General features: G+C 53.7%; 14 protein-coding genes and 1 pseudogene. 9 read left to right on the top strand and 6 right to left on the bottom strand.

Going from position 1 to position 15,244, the window contains the following annotated elements; genetic code table 11:
* Positions 1-34 precede the first annotated feature (34 nt).
* From E3E26_RS00670 to E3E26_RS00650, 5 genes are read left to right on the top strand one after another with little or no spacing between them, the layout of a single operon-like run.
* Positions 35-823, top strand: a complete 789-nt coding sequence (locus E3E26_RS00670) for a UbiA prenyltransferase family protein (protein WP_167899484.1) — start codon at positions 35-37, stop codon at positions 821-823.
* Positions 824-1,966, top strand: a complete 1,143-nt coding sequence (locus E3E26_RS00665) for a glycosyltransferase family 4 protein (protein ID WP_167899483.1) — start codon at positions 824-826, stop codon at positions 1,964-1,966.
* A 10-nt stretch (positions 1,967-1,976) separates the two neighbouring features.
* Complete coding sequence (locus tag E3E26_RS00660; protein ID WP_167899482.1) at positions 1,977-2,693, top strand: creatininase family protein; 717 nt, start codon at positions 1,977-1,979, stop codon at positions 2,691-2,693.
* A complete protein-coding gene (locus E3E26_RS00655) occupies positions 2,693-3,334 on the top strand; it encodes a hypothetical protein (protein WP_167899481.1) in 642 nt (213 codons plus the stop codon). Before E3E26_RS00660 ends, E3E26_RS00655 begins: the two co-directional genes overlap by 1 nt.
* A 43-nt stretch (positions 3,335-3,377) precedes the next feature.
* Positions 3,378-4,190, top strand: coding sequence for a hypothetical protein (locus E3E26_RS00650; RefSeq protein ID WP_167900061.1), 813 nt, complete (start codon positions 3,378-3,380; stop codon positions 4,188-4,190).
* Positions 4,191-4,226: 36 nt separating this feature from the next.
* On the opposite strand, the pseudogene E3E26_RS00645 reads toward E3E26_RS00650, so the two are convergent.
* A pseudogene (locus tag E3E26_RS00645) lies at positions 4,227-5,531 on the bottom strand (RNA-guided endonuclease InsQ/TnpB family protein).
* A gap of 158 nt (positions 5,532-5,689) precedes the next feature.
* On the opposite strand from E3E26_RS00645, the gene E3E26_RS00640 reads away from it, so the two are divergent.
* The gene (locus E3E26_RS00640) at positions 5,690-5,836 is read left to right on the top strand and encodes a C2H2-type zinc finger protein (protein WP_167731639.1); all 147 of its coding nucleotides are present in this window, start codon (positions 5,690-5,692) and stop codon (positions 5,834-5,836) included.
* Between the two features lie 73 nt (positions 5,837-5,909).
* Here E3E26_RS00640 and E3E26_RS00635 read toward each other — a convergent pair whose 3' ends face one another.
* Positions 5,910-6,908: a cell wall-binding repeat-containing protein gene (locus E3E26_RS00635; protein WP_167899480.1), complete on the bottom strand. Its 999-nt coding sequence runs from the start codon at positions 6,906-6,908 to the stop codon at positions 5,910-5,912.
* Positions 6,909-6,953: 45 nt separating this feature from the next.
* Positions 6,954-7,628, bottom strand: a complete 675-nt coding sequence (locus E3E26_RS00630) for a metal-dependent hydrolase (RefSeq protein WP_167899479.1) — start codon at positions 7,626-7,628, stop codon at positions 6,954-6,956.
* Positions 7,629-7,814: 186 nt separating this feature from the next.
* On the opposite strand from E3E26_RS00630, the gene acs reads away from it, so the two are divergent.
* From acs to E3E26_RS00615, 3 genes are read left to right on the top strand one after another with little or no spacing between them, the layout of a single operon-like run.
* Entirely contained in the window at positions 7,815-9,194 is a 1,380-nt protein-coding gene (gene acs / locus E3E26_RS00625; protein WP_167899478.1) for an acetate--CoA ligase alpha subunit, read from the top strand.
* Between the two features lie 11 nt (positions 9,195-9,205).
* A complete protein-coding gene (gene iorA / locus E3E26_RS00620; RefSeq protein WP_167899477.1) occupies positions 9,206-11,152 on the top strand; it encodes an indolepyruvate ferredoxin oxidoreductase subunit alpha in 1,947 nt (648 codons plus the stop codon).
* Positions 11,149-11,757 carry an indolepyruvate oxidoreductase subunit beta gene (locus E3E26_RS00615; RefSeq protein WP_012572273.1) on the top strand — a complete coding sequence of 203 codons (609 nt, stop codon included), beginning with the start codon at positions 11,149-11,151 and terminating at the stop codon, positions 11,755-11,757. The genes iorA and E3E26_RS00615 overlap by 4 nt, the downstream gene beginning before the upstream one ends.
* Before the next feature lie 14 nt (positions 11,758-11,771).
* Here the strand turns inward: E3E26_RS00615 and E3E26_RS00610 are convergent, their stop codons facing one another.
* The 3 genes from E3E26_RS00610 to E3E26_RS00600 form a co-directional block, all read right to left on the bottom strand.
* Positions 11,772-12,803: a histone deacetylase family protein gene (locus E3E26_RS00610; protein ID WP_370520062.1), complete on the bottom strand. Its 1,032-nt coding sequence runs from the start codon at positions 12,801-12,803 to the stop codon at positions 11,772-11,774.
* The gene (locus E3E26_RS00605; protein ID WP_055430193.1) at positions 12,800-13,372 is read right to left on the bottom strand and encodes a TATA-box-binding protein; all 573 of its coding nucleotides are present in this window, start codon (positions 13,370-13,372) and stop codon (positions 12,800-12,802) included. Before E3E26_RS00605 ends, E3E26_RS00610 begins: the two co-directional genes overlap by 4 nt.
* A gap of 110 nt (positions 13,373-13,482) precedes the next feature.
* A complete protein-coding gene (locus E3E26_RS00600; protein WP_370520061.1) occupies positions 13,483-15,213 on the bottom strand; it encodes a DUF505 family protein in 1,731 nt (576 codons plus the stop codon).
* Positions 15,214-15,244: the final 31 nt, after the last annotated feature.

Here is a 15,244-nt window from a genome sequence, read left to right as displayed (position 1 = left end):
CCTTACTTCAATACCTTTTGGAGGTGATTAACCCGTGCTTAAGGCAATCTTCAAAAACACCAGAATCCTCGATGGAAGAGCGTTCGTTGGCATGGGCCTTCTTGGCCTAGCGATGAGTTTTTCCCGTAATCCCGATGTTTATGATGCGTTCATACTGGTTGTCTCGCTCCTCCTGTATGTTGCATATGCCTTCGCGATAAACAACTGTTTCGATGCCGATACCGATTCCCTCAACCCGGCCAAGTGGGATAAGAACCCGGTAGCCAGCGGTGAGCTGAGCTTCCGTGCTGGAGTCATATCCTCCACATTGATTATTCTCGTGGGAATTTTCCTCGCCAGCACCCTTGGCAGAGGCGAGTTCTGGATATACATTACAATGGTTGCCCTTGCAACGGTTTACTCAGCCCCACCGAGGCTCAAGGCCCGTCCGATAATCGACGTGCTCTCCCACGGAATATTCTTCGGGGTGTTGCCCTTCCTCTACGGGGCTTACTTCGATGGTATCCTCACGCGGGGGGAGATAACCATAGCCGTCGCGGTGCTCCTTTATTCCTTTGCCTTAGAGCTGAGAAACCACCTTGAGGACTACGAGAGCGACCTCAGGGCAGGCTTGAAAACCACGCCAATAGTCCTCGGCAGGGAAGCCTCAGAGACCCTCGTGGTGGTCTTCTCGGGCCTCTCACTGGTGCTCCTGCTCGCTTCCTTCAACTTCGCCCTCGGGGCACTGGGAGTGGCCGTTTACGGGTTCAGGGGCAACTACAGGCTTATGGACGCAGGAGTAGTCGCTTTGCTCATCACACACATGCTCGGGACGGTGGTGTGAATGAGGATCGCCCTCGTCAGTGACTGGTACTACCCCAAGGTTGGTGGTGTCGCCAGCCACATGCACCACCTTGCAATCCACCTCAGAGAGCGCGGTCATGAAGTGGCCATTGTTACCAACGACCTCGAGACCGGGAAGGAGGAGGAACTCGAAAGCCTCGGCATCGAGCTCGTTAAGGTTCCGGGGAGGGTAAGCCCTATACTTGGGATCAACATGAGCTACTCCCTCGCATCAAGTGAAGAGCTGGGTGAATTTTTGGAGGATTACGATGTCGTGCACTCCCACCACGCCTTTACACCTCTCGCGCTTAAGGCTGTTAAAGCCGGCAGAACCCTTGGGAAGGCGACCCTGCTGACGACCCACAGCATATCTTTTTCCCACGAATCGCGGCTCTGGGAAGCTCTCGGACTAACTATCCCTCTCTTCAGCAGGTATCTCCGCTATCCCCATGAGATAATAGCCGTCAGCAAGGCTGCGGAGGCGTTCATCAACCACTTCACGGACGTTCCTGTGAGGGTCATCCCGAACGGGGTGGACGATGAGATCTTCAAACCTTTGAGTAAGACGGAAAGGGAGCGCCTCAAGTCCGAACTCGGCATTGAAGGAAAGGTCGTCCTGTACGTCAGCAGGATGAGCTACCGCAAGGGCCCTCAGGTTCTCATTAATGCCTTCTCGAAGATAGAGGACGCGACGCTCCTCATGGTTGGCTCAGGCGAGATGCTCCCCTTCCTGAAGGCGCAGGCTAAGTTCCTGAAGGTGGAGGACAGGGTGCGCTTCCTTGGCTATGTAGAGAGCTCTCTCCTTCCGAAGCTCTTTGGTATGGCGGATGTCTTCGTCCTTCCATCCATTACGGCGGAAGCTTTCGGTATAGTGATTCTCGAGGCGATGGCATCAGGCATTCCCGTTGTCGCGACGGACGTTGGGGGAATCCCCGAGATAATTAAGGAGAGTGAAAGTGGACTCCTCGTTCCACCAGGCAACGAGCTTTCGCTTAGGGAGGCAATTCAAAAGCTCCTCAACGACGAGGAACTTGCAAAGTGGTTCGGAAGCAACGGAAGGAAAGCTGTGGAGGAGCGCTACTCGTGGAAAAAGGTCACCGCGGAGATAGAAAAGGCTTATGAGGATGCACTCCTTATGGGGTAAGGGGATAATTATGAGGATGGAAGAACTCACCTGGCCTGATTTTGAGGAAGCTAAGAAATCGATAGACACGGTTCTTATTCCCGTTGGGAGTGTGGAAGCCCACGGCAGGCACCTGCCTCTGGGTACCGACGTTTTTGCCCCTCTAGAGCTCTGCAGGCGCGTGGAGAAGAGAGTGAGAAACGCGGGGAAGGACGTTCTAATAGCGCCGCCGATATGGTACGGCCATACATTCGTCCTGAACGTTTATCCCGGGACCATCGACGTTAGGGCCGATGCCTTCAAAGCCTACGTTAGGGAAGTCATCTCGGAGTTCGTCGAGGAGGGCTTCAAGAGGGTAGTTCTCATGAACGGCCATGGGGGCAACGTTTATCCGCTCGTTGAGGCCGCCGAGGAAGTTGCGGAGAGCTATCCGAACGCCGAGATATGGCTCATAAACTGGTGGATCGACTTCAGGGAGGACATACTCAGCATATGCTCCAGCCAGGGCCATGCAGGCCAGGACGAAACGTCGGTGATACTCGCCATAAGACCGGAACTAGTGAAGATGGACAAAGCAGTCGGCGAGAAAAGGACGAGCAGGGTTAGGGTCATCAGGAAGGACATAGGGAGGGAACTGTTCCCGGATGGGGTCAACGACGACCCTGGGTCGGCGACGAGGGAGAACGGCGAGGCAATACTGGGTGTAATCAGCGAGAAGATAGCCCGCCTTCTGCTGGGTGAGGATTAATGGAAAACGAGAAAGTTCTGGAGGAACTTGATAAGCGCATAAAGCGCCTCGAGGCTGAGATAGAGCTCGTGGAGAACAGACTTCGCTACCTTGATGAGATAGGCGCACCGTCCAAGTACAGGGCGTTCCGGAGAAAAGACTACTTGATCTACTATCTCCTGCTCATGGGCGTCTGGATGCTTGTGGGATTCCTCGCCCTCATGAGCATCAGGAACCGCCTCCCCGGAGAGATCAATATCCCGCTCCTGCCGTATCTCTTTGTTGCCTTAACGGCCATAGTTTTCCCGCTCATATACCTGCTGTGGAGCAAGCGGGAGGAGCCAAAGACACCAATGGATGAGCTAGAGGAGAGGGAGAGGCTCGCCAGACTTGTTTTGTCCCTCTTCTACCGTCCACTTAGGAAGGCCATTGAGGAAGGGAACAGGGAAGCCTTGAGGAGCCTCGCCGATGAGCTTCTAACCAATCCTGTCCTGGCGGAAGCCGTTGAGAGAATGAACGAGGGCGACCCGAAGCTCATGGCCTACGCGCTGTACCTCTACACCTCCTATCAGAAGGGTATGGAGGGAGAACTTAAGGAAGTTCTCTCGTCCCTCCACAACAAGCCCCTGAAGGCGCTCCTCTCGACCCTTGCCGAGGCCTAAAGGTTAATAACCTTTCCTGCTTTCTCTTTAATCGGTGAGACGGTTGAGGTTCGAGGTTCTTAGCAAGGACGATATGAACGCCCTCTCGAGGGAGCTGAGCAGGGCTGGGATAATGAACAGGACCAAGGAAGAGGTTTCGCCCGAGATAGCTCACTACATCGTCATAAGCGGCACCTATGCCGAGCTCGTTGAGAAGGCGGAGGGTATAGAGCCCCTTGAAGAGAGCCTCGAGGAGCTGAGGGCTGCCTTCGACGACATCATGGTCAACTGGGAGGTCAACCAGGGGAAGGCCCTTGAGGAGCTCTTTGACGAGTCTGACCTGGGTAAGCTGCTCATAGTCACCTCGCTCATCGAGACTGGTGCGGTCGTTGAGGAGGACGGAAGGCTCGTCCTCATGGAGAAACCTCCGCTGGATGGCTTGAGGGTCGAGCTGCGCTTTCCGATAGAGGAGGTTGACGAGTACCTCGAGGAGCTCGAGGAGCGCTTTGAGACGAGCATGGTGACAGAGTTCACACTGGAGAAGCACTACTACGTTGAGGTCATGGAGGTTGACAGGGAGCTTGTTGAGGCTGCCCTCGAGATAGCTGAGGACTATGCAACCGAGGAGAGTATCGTTGAGGCGATGTTCGACGGTATAGCTCGCTCCGTCCTGGCCGACGTCATCCTCGATCTCGCTGAAAAGCACAGGAAGAAGAACGAGCTCATTGACGCCCTCCTTGAGAGAGAACCCATAGTGGTCGAGGGGAAGCACGAGAGGCTCAACATATACTTTGATGAAGAAGCGATAGAAGACTTCCTGAAGGAGCTTCAAACGCTGGGCTACCTCAAGGTGAAGGGCAACAGGATATGGGTCTGACCTGACCTCCTCCTGCCAGGCGAGGGTTTCAATGGTTTAATCCCTCGCCCAGCTGGAGGTTTGAGGGGCCTCATTAAAGCCCAAACTAAAGCGAACCTTCGGCCCCTCGGGGAGGGCCTTCCCCCCATTACCCCTCCTCTGAGCGTAAAGCCCGCCCAGATTCGGGGTTATCGTTTTTACCACTTTTTCAAAATGTTAAACGCTCCAACGAGGTCAGCATTGAAGGTAAACCCCGTTGCGGGACACGCATAAAGACCACGAACAAAGCGAGCCCCTTCATGAGGCTTCCCGCAAACAGGGCAAAGCTTAGAAGTAAAAGCCTCATCAACGACTTCAACAGTGATACCATACTCTTCAGCAACTTCCTTCAGCCTTTGAATAACGTAATTAAACCTCCACACGTGGGAGAGGATAAAATTCTGTCTTTTTCCTCTCTTAGAGTTTCTGGATATGTCCTTCGGATAGCCGACCACGATTCTCGAAACACCAAGGTGATAGAGTTTTTCGACGGTTTGTCTTACAGCCGTGTTAATGTAGTGCCTCGCTTGGAGTTTGGCCTTTTCGTGCATTCTTTTGAGTTTCCTGCTCGTCTTAGCTCCCGATCTATTGAGTTTGGACTGGTAATTGGCAATCTTCCTCTGCCAGTAAAAGGCTATTGACTTCAAGGGTCGGCCATTGACCAAGAAACTTTGACCGTTTTCAACATACACAGCCATTAAATTGTTCACTCCCAAGTCTATCCCCGCTGAAATGTTACCCAAAGGTTTTCTTGGAACCTTCACCCACTCACCCTTGATTAGTTTTTTCTCAACCGTGTAACTGATGCGGGCATACCATTTACGCTTAACGGGGTCGTAGGTAATCTCTAATCTCCCTTCCTTGCCCTTGAGATGAATTCTCCCCTTGAATTGAATTTTGAGGTGTTTGAACTTTCCGAGTCCCTTGAGGATGAGTTTATTCTCCTCAACCCGTATTGAGTGTTCCTCAGAACTATGAGAGGCTTACGCTTTCCGTTCTCTTTCAAGTAGTTCGGTGGTTTTGGTTTAAGCCAAAAGGGGAGTTCTCCATTCCTCTTCTTCCTCACGAGCGAGAAGAAACCCTTCCAAGCTTCGGCGTTTTTCCTTGCTATTGTTTGGATTGTCGCAGAACCGATTTCCTTCTTGAATTCCTCGTAAACGACTTTTTGAGTTTTCAAGAAGTCTATGGGTTTTCCTTGGAAGTATTCTTGTCTTCGGAGGTAGTTTACTCTATTCCACGCTTTAGCACTAATGTCCGCTAACTCGAAGAGGAGTTTTCCTGCTCTTTCGAGGGCTGGAGTTTGACTGTTGCTGTTCGCTTCATCTTAAGATATGGTATGATTTTTAGGCTTTAAAAGAGTGTTGCTTTCTTGCTAAAAGGCTCCATGGGTTGTTTACTACATCCCCACCGTGAACGACGAGGCCCAAGAAAAAGGTAAAGCTTAAAAATTCAATCTCCTACCAGCGACGGGGGTGGAGGAGATGGCGGTGCTGAAGGCCATCAAGTTCAAGGACAGGGACGGAGAGCTCTACTTCCGCTGCCCCAGGTGCGGGATGGTCTTCCGCAGGAGTAAGGACTACGTGAGGCACATCAACAAAGCGCACGGCCATCTCTTCAGGAAGGCCTGATTCTTCCCTTTTTCTGGGATGAAGAAAAGATTAAGGGTCTGAACCGTGATGAGCGGTTCGGGCTTGCTGACCGTTAGTCTCTGATTATTATCTCCTTCGTCAGCTTGACGATGAACGTCTTCCCGACCTTCTCTCTTGTCACGAGTTGCTTCTTCTCGAGTTCCTGGATGATTCTGCTTATCGTTGGTCTCGAGTAACCGGTAAGCTCCGGAAGCTCTTCCTGCTTGACAACTCCACCCTTCTCAAGGATTGCCTTGACAACTATGCGCTCTTTTTCGGTGAGCACCTCGATAGGCACCCTGTTTGCCGCCCAGCGCTTCTTGGCGTAGTAGAGCGAAACCGGTACTGCGACTGCCAGAGACAGCATCACCGCGGCGATAACCATGACCCAATTGGTTCCTTCTTCAGGTTTGGGCACGGTTATCTCTATGTTCTCCTTCACCCAGTAGGTCTCGTAACCCAGGGACTCTATCTTCTTCTGGACATCCTTTGACATTCCTGCCCCGATCAGTATGACAAGATCTGGGTTGAGTTTCTGTATTGCGTTGGCCGTTGAGTCTGACAGAGCGTCTTCCTGTGTGAGGAGCAGAGGATAGCCATAGTTCATTGCCCATCTTGCCGCCGCCAGAGCCGAACCGTAATCACTGGAGCTTGCGACAACAACGGTCTCCGCGCCGTTGGGGTAGAAATGGAGGGCCAGTTTTGCGGCGGTTTCCGTTCTAACGGCTCCACCTATCCTTTCGACCACAAAGCCTATGTTCAGCAGTTCGTCCTGAACCTCGTTGCTTACGGCCTGAGAGTCTCCTATGATAAGTACATGGTTCCAGCCGAACTGAGCGTAGGACTGGAGCTGGGCCAGCGTTCCAGGATCGAGTTCCTTCGGATCAACGGGCAGAATAGGGACACCGAGCATCTTGGCGTAGGGCCACGCCACGATGTAATCTATCAAATCATCGTTCCTCACGATTATCAGGTCGTATTTTGGGGTCTCCTCCTGAGCGGCGGAGAGGGGCAGTGTGAGGGATGAAACCATGAACAGGATGAGCACCAAGGCAATGGCCCTTTTAACCATTTTATCACCTGAAAAAAGAGTAGGGAAAGCTCCTTAAAAGGTTTTTCAAAGTTCCAGGCTCTCGCCCGGCTTGAGGATGATGACCTCCGCCTTGTCCCCGACGAGCCTCTTGAACTCTTCCGGGTCCGCGGCGATCGGCGGCCAGGTGTTGTAGTGCATAGGGACGACCTTCCTTGGCTTAAGAAGCTCCACAGCCTTTGCGGCCTCCCTCGGTCCCATCGTGAAGTGGCCTCCAATCGGGAGTAAAGCCAGGTCAATCGGCCCGTAGAGTTCGTTGAGGAGCTCCATGTCCTTGAACACGAAGGTGTCGCCGGCGTGATAGATCTTGACTCCATCAAGCTCGATTACGTATCCAGCCGCGTTTCCGATGCTGTACTTGCCGTCGCTGCTGGAGTGCCAGGCTGGAACCTGGACTATCTTGACCCCATCAACCTCGGTCGGACCATAGTTCATTCCGATAGTTGTTATACCGGGGTTGTTCTCGACGAGGTAATTGGCTATGTCGTACATGGCGACTATCTTGGCGCCAGTTCTTTTGGCTATCCCCACGGCGTCACCAATGTGATCACCGTGGGCGTGGGTTATCAAAATCAGGTCGGCTTCAAGCTCTTCTGGCCTCGCGGCAGCCGCAGGATTGCCGGTCAGGAAGGGATCTATCAGAATCCTCTTGCTTCCGACGATCTCGAAGGCAGCGTGGCCCAAAAACCTCACCTTCACCATGTCATCACCTCCAGCGGATATAATAACCAAAGCTCACTTAAATCTTTCGACTTCTTTGGAAGTGGGCAGTGATGGTCTTTTTAGCCCATCAGAGCTTTACTTGTTCCCTTCCATGCCCATATCTGCCTCACTGTCCTTTTTAGGAAAGCTTATATAGAATTCCGCCGAGTCTAGCTCGGTGATGTGATGACGTTTGATTACTTCTTTAAACCCAAGGCCATAGCTGTTATTGGAGCTTCTAATGACCCCCTCAAGTTAGGCTACGAGGTCTTCAAGAACCTCAAAGATTACAAGGACGGCAAGGTTTACCCGGTTAACGTCAAGGATGAGGTCGTTCAGGGCGTCAAAGCCTACAAAAACGTCAAGGACATCCCAGATGAGGTTGAGCTCGCGGTTGTCGTCGTCCCGAAGAGGTTCGTAAAGCAGACGATAATCGACTGCGGCGAAAAGGGAGTCAAGGGAGTAATCCTCATAACAGCGGGCTTCGGCGAGGTTGGCGAGGAGGGCAAGAGGGAGGAGCGCGAGCTCGTTGAGATAGCCCACAGATACGGCATGAGGATTGTCGGACCGAACTGCGTCGGCATAATGAACACTCACAACGACATGAACGCCACCTTCGTAGCCAACGCCAAGAAGGGGGACATCGCCTTCATCAGCCAGAGCGGAGCTCTGGGGGCTGGAATCATCTACAAGACCATCAAGGAGGGCATAGGGTTTTCCAAGTTCGTCAGCATAGGCAACATGGCCGATGTTGACTTCGCCGAGTTCATGGAGTATTTGGCGAACGACCCGGAGAGCAAGGCCATAGCACTCTACATCGAGGGCATCAAGGATGGAAGGAAGTTCATGGAGGTCGCAAAGCGTGTTACCAAGAAGAAGCCGGTCATAGTCCTCAAGGCTGGAAAGAGTGAGAGTGGAGCCAGGGCAGCCTCAAGCCACACGGGTTCTCTTGCTGGTTCATACAAGATATACGAAGCCGCATTCAAGCAGAGCGGCATCATCGTGGCTGATACTATAGATGACATGCTAAGCATGGCGAGGGCTTTCACCCAGCCATTGCCGAAGGGTAAGCGCGTCGCGATAATAACCAACGCTGGTGGGCCAGGAGTCCTCACTGCGGATGAAATTGATAAGCGCGGCCTCAAGCTTGCAAACCTCGAGGAGAAGACGATGGAGGGACTCCGCTCTTTCCTCCCGCCGATGGCAGCGGTGAAGAACCCTGTTGACATGATAGCGAGCGCGAGAGGCGAGGACTACTACAGAACTGCGAAGCTCCTCCTCGAGGATCCGAATGTTGACATGCTCATAGCGATATGCGTCGTCCCAACCTTCGCAGGAATGACGCCAACCGAGCACGCTGAAGGTGTCGTCAGGGCGGTTAAAGAGGTCAACAACGGCAAGCCCGTTCTTGGACTCTTCATGGCCGGCTACATAAGCGAGCCCGCCAAGGAGGTTCTCGAAAAGGCAGGCATTCCAAGCTATGAGAGGCCGGAAGATGTTGCTTCTGCCGCTTATGCCCTTGTCGAGTTCGCGAAGGACGTTGGAGTTTTGAAGGAAGAAAAATGAGGTGATTTTGGATGGCGAAGGTTACCGACATAGTGTTGTGGGACAAGCCCGGGGAGAAGGTTATCCTCCTCGGTAACCAGGCCATAGCCAGGGGAGCGCTTGAGGCCAACATAGCGGTTTTCGCGGCATATCCTGGAACGCCAAGCTCAGAGCTCACCGACACCATGGCCATGGTTGCTAAAAAGGCCGGTGTTTACATGGAGTACTCGACCAACGAGAAAGTGGCTTTTGAGACCGCTCTGAGCGCTGCCTGGGCCGGATTGAGGGCCATGACGGCAATGAAGCACGTTGGTTTGAACGTCGCGGCGGATACTTTCCTCAGCGCCGTCGGAATGGGCGTCGAGGGCGGCTTCGTCATAATGGTGGCGGACGACCCAAGCATGTGGAGCAGCCAGAACGAGCAGGATACCCGTGTTTACGCTAAGTTCGCCAACGTCCCGGTTCTCGAGCCGATTTCACCGCATGAAGCCAAGGAGATGACGAAGTACGCCTTCGAGCTGAGCGAGAAGTTTAAGCATTTCGTTATCCTCAGAACCACCACCAGGAGCTCCCACGCGAGGGGAGATGTTGTTCTCGGCGAGCTTCCAGAGGAAATAAAGACCGGTAAGAGGAAGTTCGGTGAGTTCAAAAAGGATCCGAGCAGATTCGTCGATGTTCCAGCCAACGCCAGACGCTTCCACCCGCAGATACTAGAGAAGATCGAGAAGATCCGCGAGGAGCTTAACAACTGCCCATTCAACTGGATAGAGGGTAAGGAAGACGCCAAGATCGGTATCATCGCTCCCGGTCTGAGCTACGCCTACGTTAAAGAAGCCCTTGCCTGGCTCGGCATCGAAGACGTCAAGATCCTCAAGCTTGGAACGCCCTTCCCTGTTCCCTACGGCCTGCTCGAGAAGTTCATTGACGGCCTTGAGAAGGTTCTCATCGTTGAGGAACTCGAGCCCGTCGTTGAGGAGCAGGTCAAGACCTGGGCCTACGACAAGGGCCTCACCATCCCGATTCACGGCAAGGATCTCGTCCCGAGGATTTACGAGATGACCACGAGGAGGGCCGTCGAGGCCATAGCGAAGTTCCTCGGCCTTGAGACGCCCATAGACTTCGCCGAGCTTGACGAGAAGTATAAGAAAGTTAGTGAGATGGTCCCGCCGAGGCCGCCGAGCCTCTGTCCTGCCTGTCCTCACAGGAACACCTTCTACGCCATAAAGAAGGCCGCGACGCCTAGGGCGATATTCCCGAGCGACATCGGTTGTTACACCCTCGGTGTTCTCCCGCCGCTCAAGGCCGTCGATACAACCGTCGCGATGGGCGGTTCGATCGGAGTTGCCCACGGTCTCAGCATAGCCCTCAACGGCTCTGTCGCTGAGGATGAGCACAAGGAGGGCAAAGAGAAGAAGGTCATCGTGGCAACCATTGGAGACTCGACCTTCTTCCACACTGGACTTCCGGCTCTGGCGAACGCCATCTACAACCGCTCCAACGTCGTCATAGTTGTCGTGGACAACCTCGTCACGGCAATGACCGGCGACCAGCCGAACCCGGGAACGGGCGACACCCCGCACGGACCGGGTAAGCAGATCAAGATTGAAGAGGTTGCCAGGGCACTCGGTGCGGACTTCGTTGCGGTCGTTGACCCCTACGACATAAAGGCCACCATCGAGACCATCAAGAAAGCCCTCCAGGTTGAGGGTGTGAGCGTCGTTGTTTCGAGAAGGGTCTGCGCCCTCCACAGGATTGGTGAGCTCAGAAGGGCCGGAATCAAGTGGCCGCTATACCAGGTCAACGAGGAGAAGTGTACCGGCTGTAAGATATGTATCAACGCCTACGGCTGTCCTGCGATCTACTGGGATGCCGAGAGCGGCAAGGCCAAGGTCGACCCGCTCATGTGCTGGGGCTGTGGCGGATGTGCGCAGGTCTGTCCGTTCGGTGCCTTTGAGAAGGTCAGGGAGGGAGAGCTATGAGGGAATACAACATCGTTATCACCGGAGTTGGCGGCCAGGGTATCCTCACCGCCGCCAACCTTCTTGGCTGGGCCGCCCTCCACGCTGGCTACAAAGTGAGAGTTGGTGAGGTTCACGGCATGAGCCAGCGCTTTGGTAGCGTTATCGCTTACGTCCGCTTCGGCGAGGACGTTTACGGTGCGATGGTTCCTGAGGGAAAGGCCGACGTTATCCTAAGCTTTGAGCCGGTTGAGGCCCTCCGTTACATCAACTACCTCAAGAAGGGTGGCCTGGTCTTCACCAACGCGAGGCCGATTCCGCCGGTTCAGGTCTCCATGGGCCTCGCCAAGTACCCGAGCCTCGAGGAGATAAAGAAGGTCGTCGAGGAGGACTTTGAGGCCAAGTTCATGGCTTTCGACGCCGAAGAGCTCGCCATGAAGGCCGGCAACGTCATCACCACGAACGTCGTCCTCATCGGCGCGCTGACTCAGACACCGGGCTTCCCGCTCGACGCCGAGCACGTTAAGGAGGTTATCCGCGTAAGCGTCCCGCCGAAGGCCGTTGAGGTCAACATGAAGGCCTTCGACCTCGGAGTCCAGGCTGCAAAAGAGATGCTGGGGCTCTGATGCCCCTATTTTTCTTAAATCCTCCACCACTCCCTCTGTATTTCTACCACACTCTCCACCGTTTTTATTGCCTCGTAGCCTGGATGGGCGATTTCTTCGACGTCTCCCCCGTTTAAGTAGCCCTCTATGAAAGCCGGCAGACCTTTCTTCAGCCCAACGTTATAGCCGCCCTCGAGGATTACCGCAAGGGAGTACTTGGACAGCGTTGAGCCCGCATAGCGGAAGAACCTTTCCGTTAGTCTGAGCATCGTGAGGTACTCGCCGCGAAAGCCATCAAAGCCTGCAGATACTAAAACGACCTTCGGTTTGATTTCCTCAAGGATCGGCAGTACGACCTCTCTCCAGGCGAAGATGTAGTCGTCATCAGTAGAGTAATGAGGCATGGGTATGTTTATTTTTGTTCCTTTTGCATCTCTGCCGCCGACGTCATGCTCGTAACCGCTCCAGGGATAGATGTCGCGCTCGTGGAGGTCTATGTGGATTACGTTCGGGTCGTGCCAGAATATCTCCTGCGTCCCGTTGCCGTGGTGGGCATCGAAGTCTATGATAACGGCCTTCCCTTCGAGTTCCTTCAGAGTGTATGCGGCAAATGCAGCGTTATTGAAGATGCAGAAGCCTAAGGAGGGGGCGTTGAATGCCCTGCCGTCTTTGCCTGCGTGGTGCCCGGGCGGTCTAACCAGGGCAAGATAAAGGCCTTTCTTCTCCATGGCGGATAGGGCGGCCTCTTTTGAAGCCCCTAACGCCTTCAAAGCCGCCTCCCAGGTTCCCGGAGAAACGTAGGTATCGGGATCGAGGTAGTCAAAATCTGTACTCAGTTTTCTAACGAGTTCGACGTGTTCGCGTCCGTGAACTTTGAGAAGTTCGGCTACGGTCGCGTCCTCCGGCTCCCTTACGTTGATCCAGAGGTTGTGTTGTTCAAGCCCGTCGATTGCGTAATCAAGTCTGCTCGGATTTTCGGGATGGTACTCTTTTGGCCTGTGTTCACGGAAAAGGGGAGAGTACAAAACTTCATAAGCGGGCAAGGCCCGCGCCCTCCAAGAGTTCACCACTCCTCCTCTTCCTCGATGAGCCCGTACTTCTCAAGCTCCCTGAGGAGCTTCCTAACGGCCTCCCAGGCGTCGTGCTCGCTCTTGGCTCCAGAGCAAACTATCTTTCCTGAGGAGAAGAGCAGTATTACCGCCCTGGGCTCCTTGACGCGGTAGATAACGCCCGGGAACTGCTCGGGCTCGTACTCACAGTTGGGCAGGCTCAGAGCGACGGCATCGAGGTTGAACTCCATGCCGATGTCGCCGCTGAAGACCATGTTCTGAATGTCTATCTGCGGCGCGCGCTGGAACTTGGCGCCTATCTTCTTCAGCATCTGGATCAGCTTGTTGACGGCCCTCTCGATGTCCTCGACGCTCTTGGCACCGGTGACGACGAGCTTGCCGGAGCTGAATATTAGCAGGGCCACCTTCGGTTCCTCGAAGCGGCATATTATTCCCGGAAACTCCTCGGGATTGTACTTGGAGTTGGGGCATATTTCGATGACCTTCTCAAGGTTGAGCTGCGTGAATAAGTCCACAGAAGCAACAATGTTCTCAATCCTGAGCTTTACATTGCTCATGTCGACCAAGGCTTACACCTCCAGATGGTGGGTTTAAAAACCCTTTATAAATGAACGCAAGGAGTTTTTAAAGGTTTAGGTCATTCAGGTGTTAAAAGTACGGACAAAAAGAAAATGGTTCAGAGATAAGCCTCGACGAGCACCTTTCCGGCCTCTGTGAGGCTCTTCTCGCCGAGGAATCCAAGTGCCCTCAGCATTGTTAGGGCTTTCTTTATCTCCTCATCGCTGAGGCTTAGGTGCTTCTTAATGACGTCGATCTCGTCCTTCTTGTATCCCTTGATTTCGGTGCTCTCCTTCCAGATCCTGTTGAATGTTTCTATGTTTTCGTAGATTACACGGAGCACGTTGTAGAGGGTTGGGGTAATGCTGAACTTGACTTTCACGATTTCTTGGGCCTTGGCGTTCTCTATGGCAGTCTTAACTTCCTCCCCAAGCTCGGTGAGCTTGATCATGCCGTTCTGGAGCTCAACTATGAATCCTTTGGCCTCTGCCTCGCCTATGGCCCTTACGATGTCCTTCTCGTTCCCGCCAACGTAGTCTCTAACGAGTCCGACCAGCTCGTCCCGCAGAATGTACTTCTTCCTGGGCGTCTTGATGAGTATGGCGGCATCGTACTTGGTGAGATACGGCTTCCTCTTGATTTCCCTGCTGAGCCTGAGGTAGAACCTGCCCTTGTCGGTTATTCCGTTCCTGATGAGCCCCTCCTCCCTGGCTTTAACCACCCATTCGGCCGTTGGAACGTCGCCGCTCTCGGCGTAGGTTAAGGCCTTCATTCCATCGGGCGTTACAATGCCGAACTCCTTGGCTTCTCTGCCCCACCCGGTTAACCAATAGGTGTCTTTGTTTTTCATGAACTTTCTCTCGAGGAGTTCCTTTGATTCGAGCAGGTGAAGTATGGCTCCGAGGTCATCGACCTTGGCAAGCTTCTCGATCTCGGTGTAGGTGGGCAGTATCTCCGGGTTGGCCTCGTGCTTCTTCTCTATCTCTGCTATCGCCCTGAGAACTTTGAGCTCGTCTGCGAGCAGGTAAATGGGCAGTACCTTCTCCTCAACCCTTCCCATGGCCTCGTAGGTCTCCATGACGGTCTTACCGAATTCAGTGATTCCTTTCTCATCGGTGAAGCCCTGGGCATCGCTGCTCTCGCTCCTCTTTCCGGCCTTGAGGGCTTCAAAATCCTCTTTCCTCAGGATTATAGCTCCGGCGAAGACGGGAATCATGCTTGCAGCTTTGAGTGCGAGCTTGGCAGCTGGCGTTGTGGCGAAGGCCTTACCTTTCTCCGTTGCCGGTGAAATCAGAAGCAGTCTCATGGCCTGCAGAGCGTTGACGATGTTATCCCCGTAGAGCTTCGAGTTCTTGTAGTTCACCAGCTCGTCGAGTGTTCCAATCTTGGGCATCCCTCTCAGGAAGGAGACTACCTCGGGTGTGAGGTAGACTATCGGGTGGCTCTCGCGGTATATCTGGAGAAGCTCCCTGCCGAGGTCGTTGATACCGTTCTCGTCGGCCAGCTGCCTCTCCCTAAGAAGCTCCATCCACTCCTCTGGAATCTGACCGGTCTCGACAGCCAGTTCGAGTATCTTGATTATCTCGCTGTCAGCGAAGAGGTCGGGGAGCTTCTCCACATCGAGCTTCTCAGCGAACTCGAGCATTTTCTTCCCGGCCTCGGTGAACCTGATTTTTCCACCCTCGAGCTCAACAAAGCCGAGTATGTAGAGTTCAAGCGCTCTGAGCTGGAACTCCTCTGGAAGCTTGGCCTCAATTTCGGCTCCACTTTCGGTGTTTTTCATCTCCCTGAGAATCTCCAGGTGCCTCCTCTTCAGGAACATCATCATCCCTCCGGTTGTTTTCTGCACTTTTTTCCTCACTCGAATTTTTTAAAACTTT

Source organism: Thermococcus sp. LS1 (assembly GCF_012027395.1).
GTDB lineage: Archaea > Methanobacteriota_B > Thermococci > Thermococcales > Thermococcaceae > Thermococcus.
This window is presented reverse-complemented; position numbering and strand designations above follow the sequence as displayed.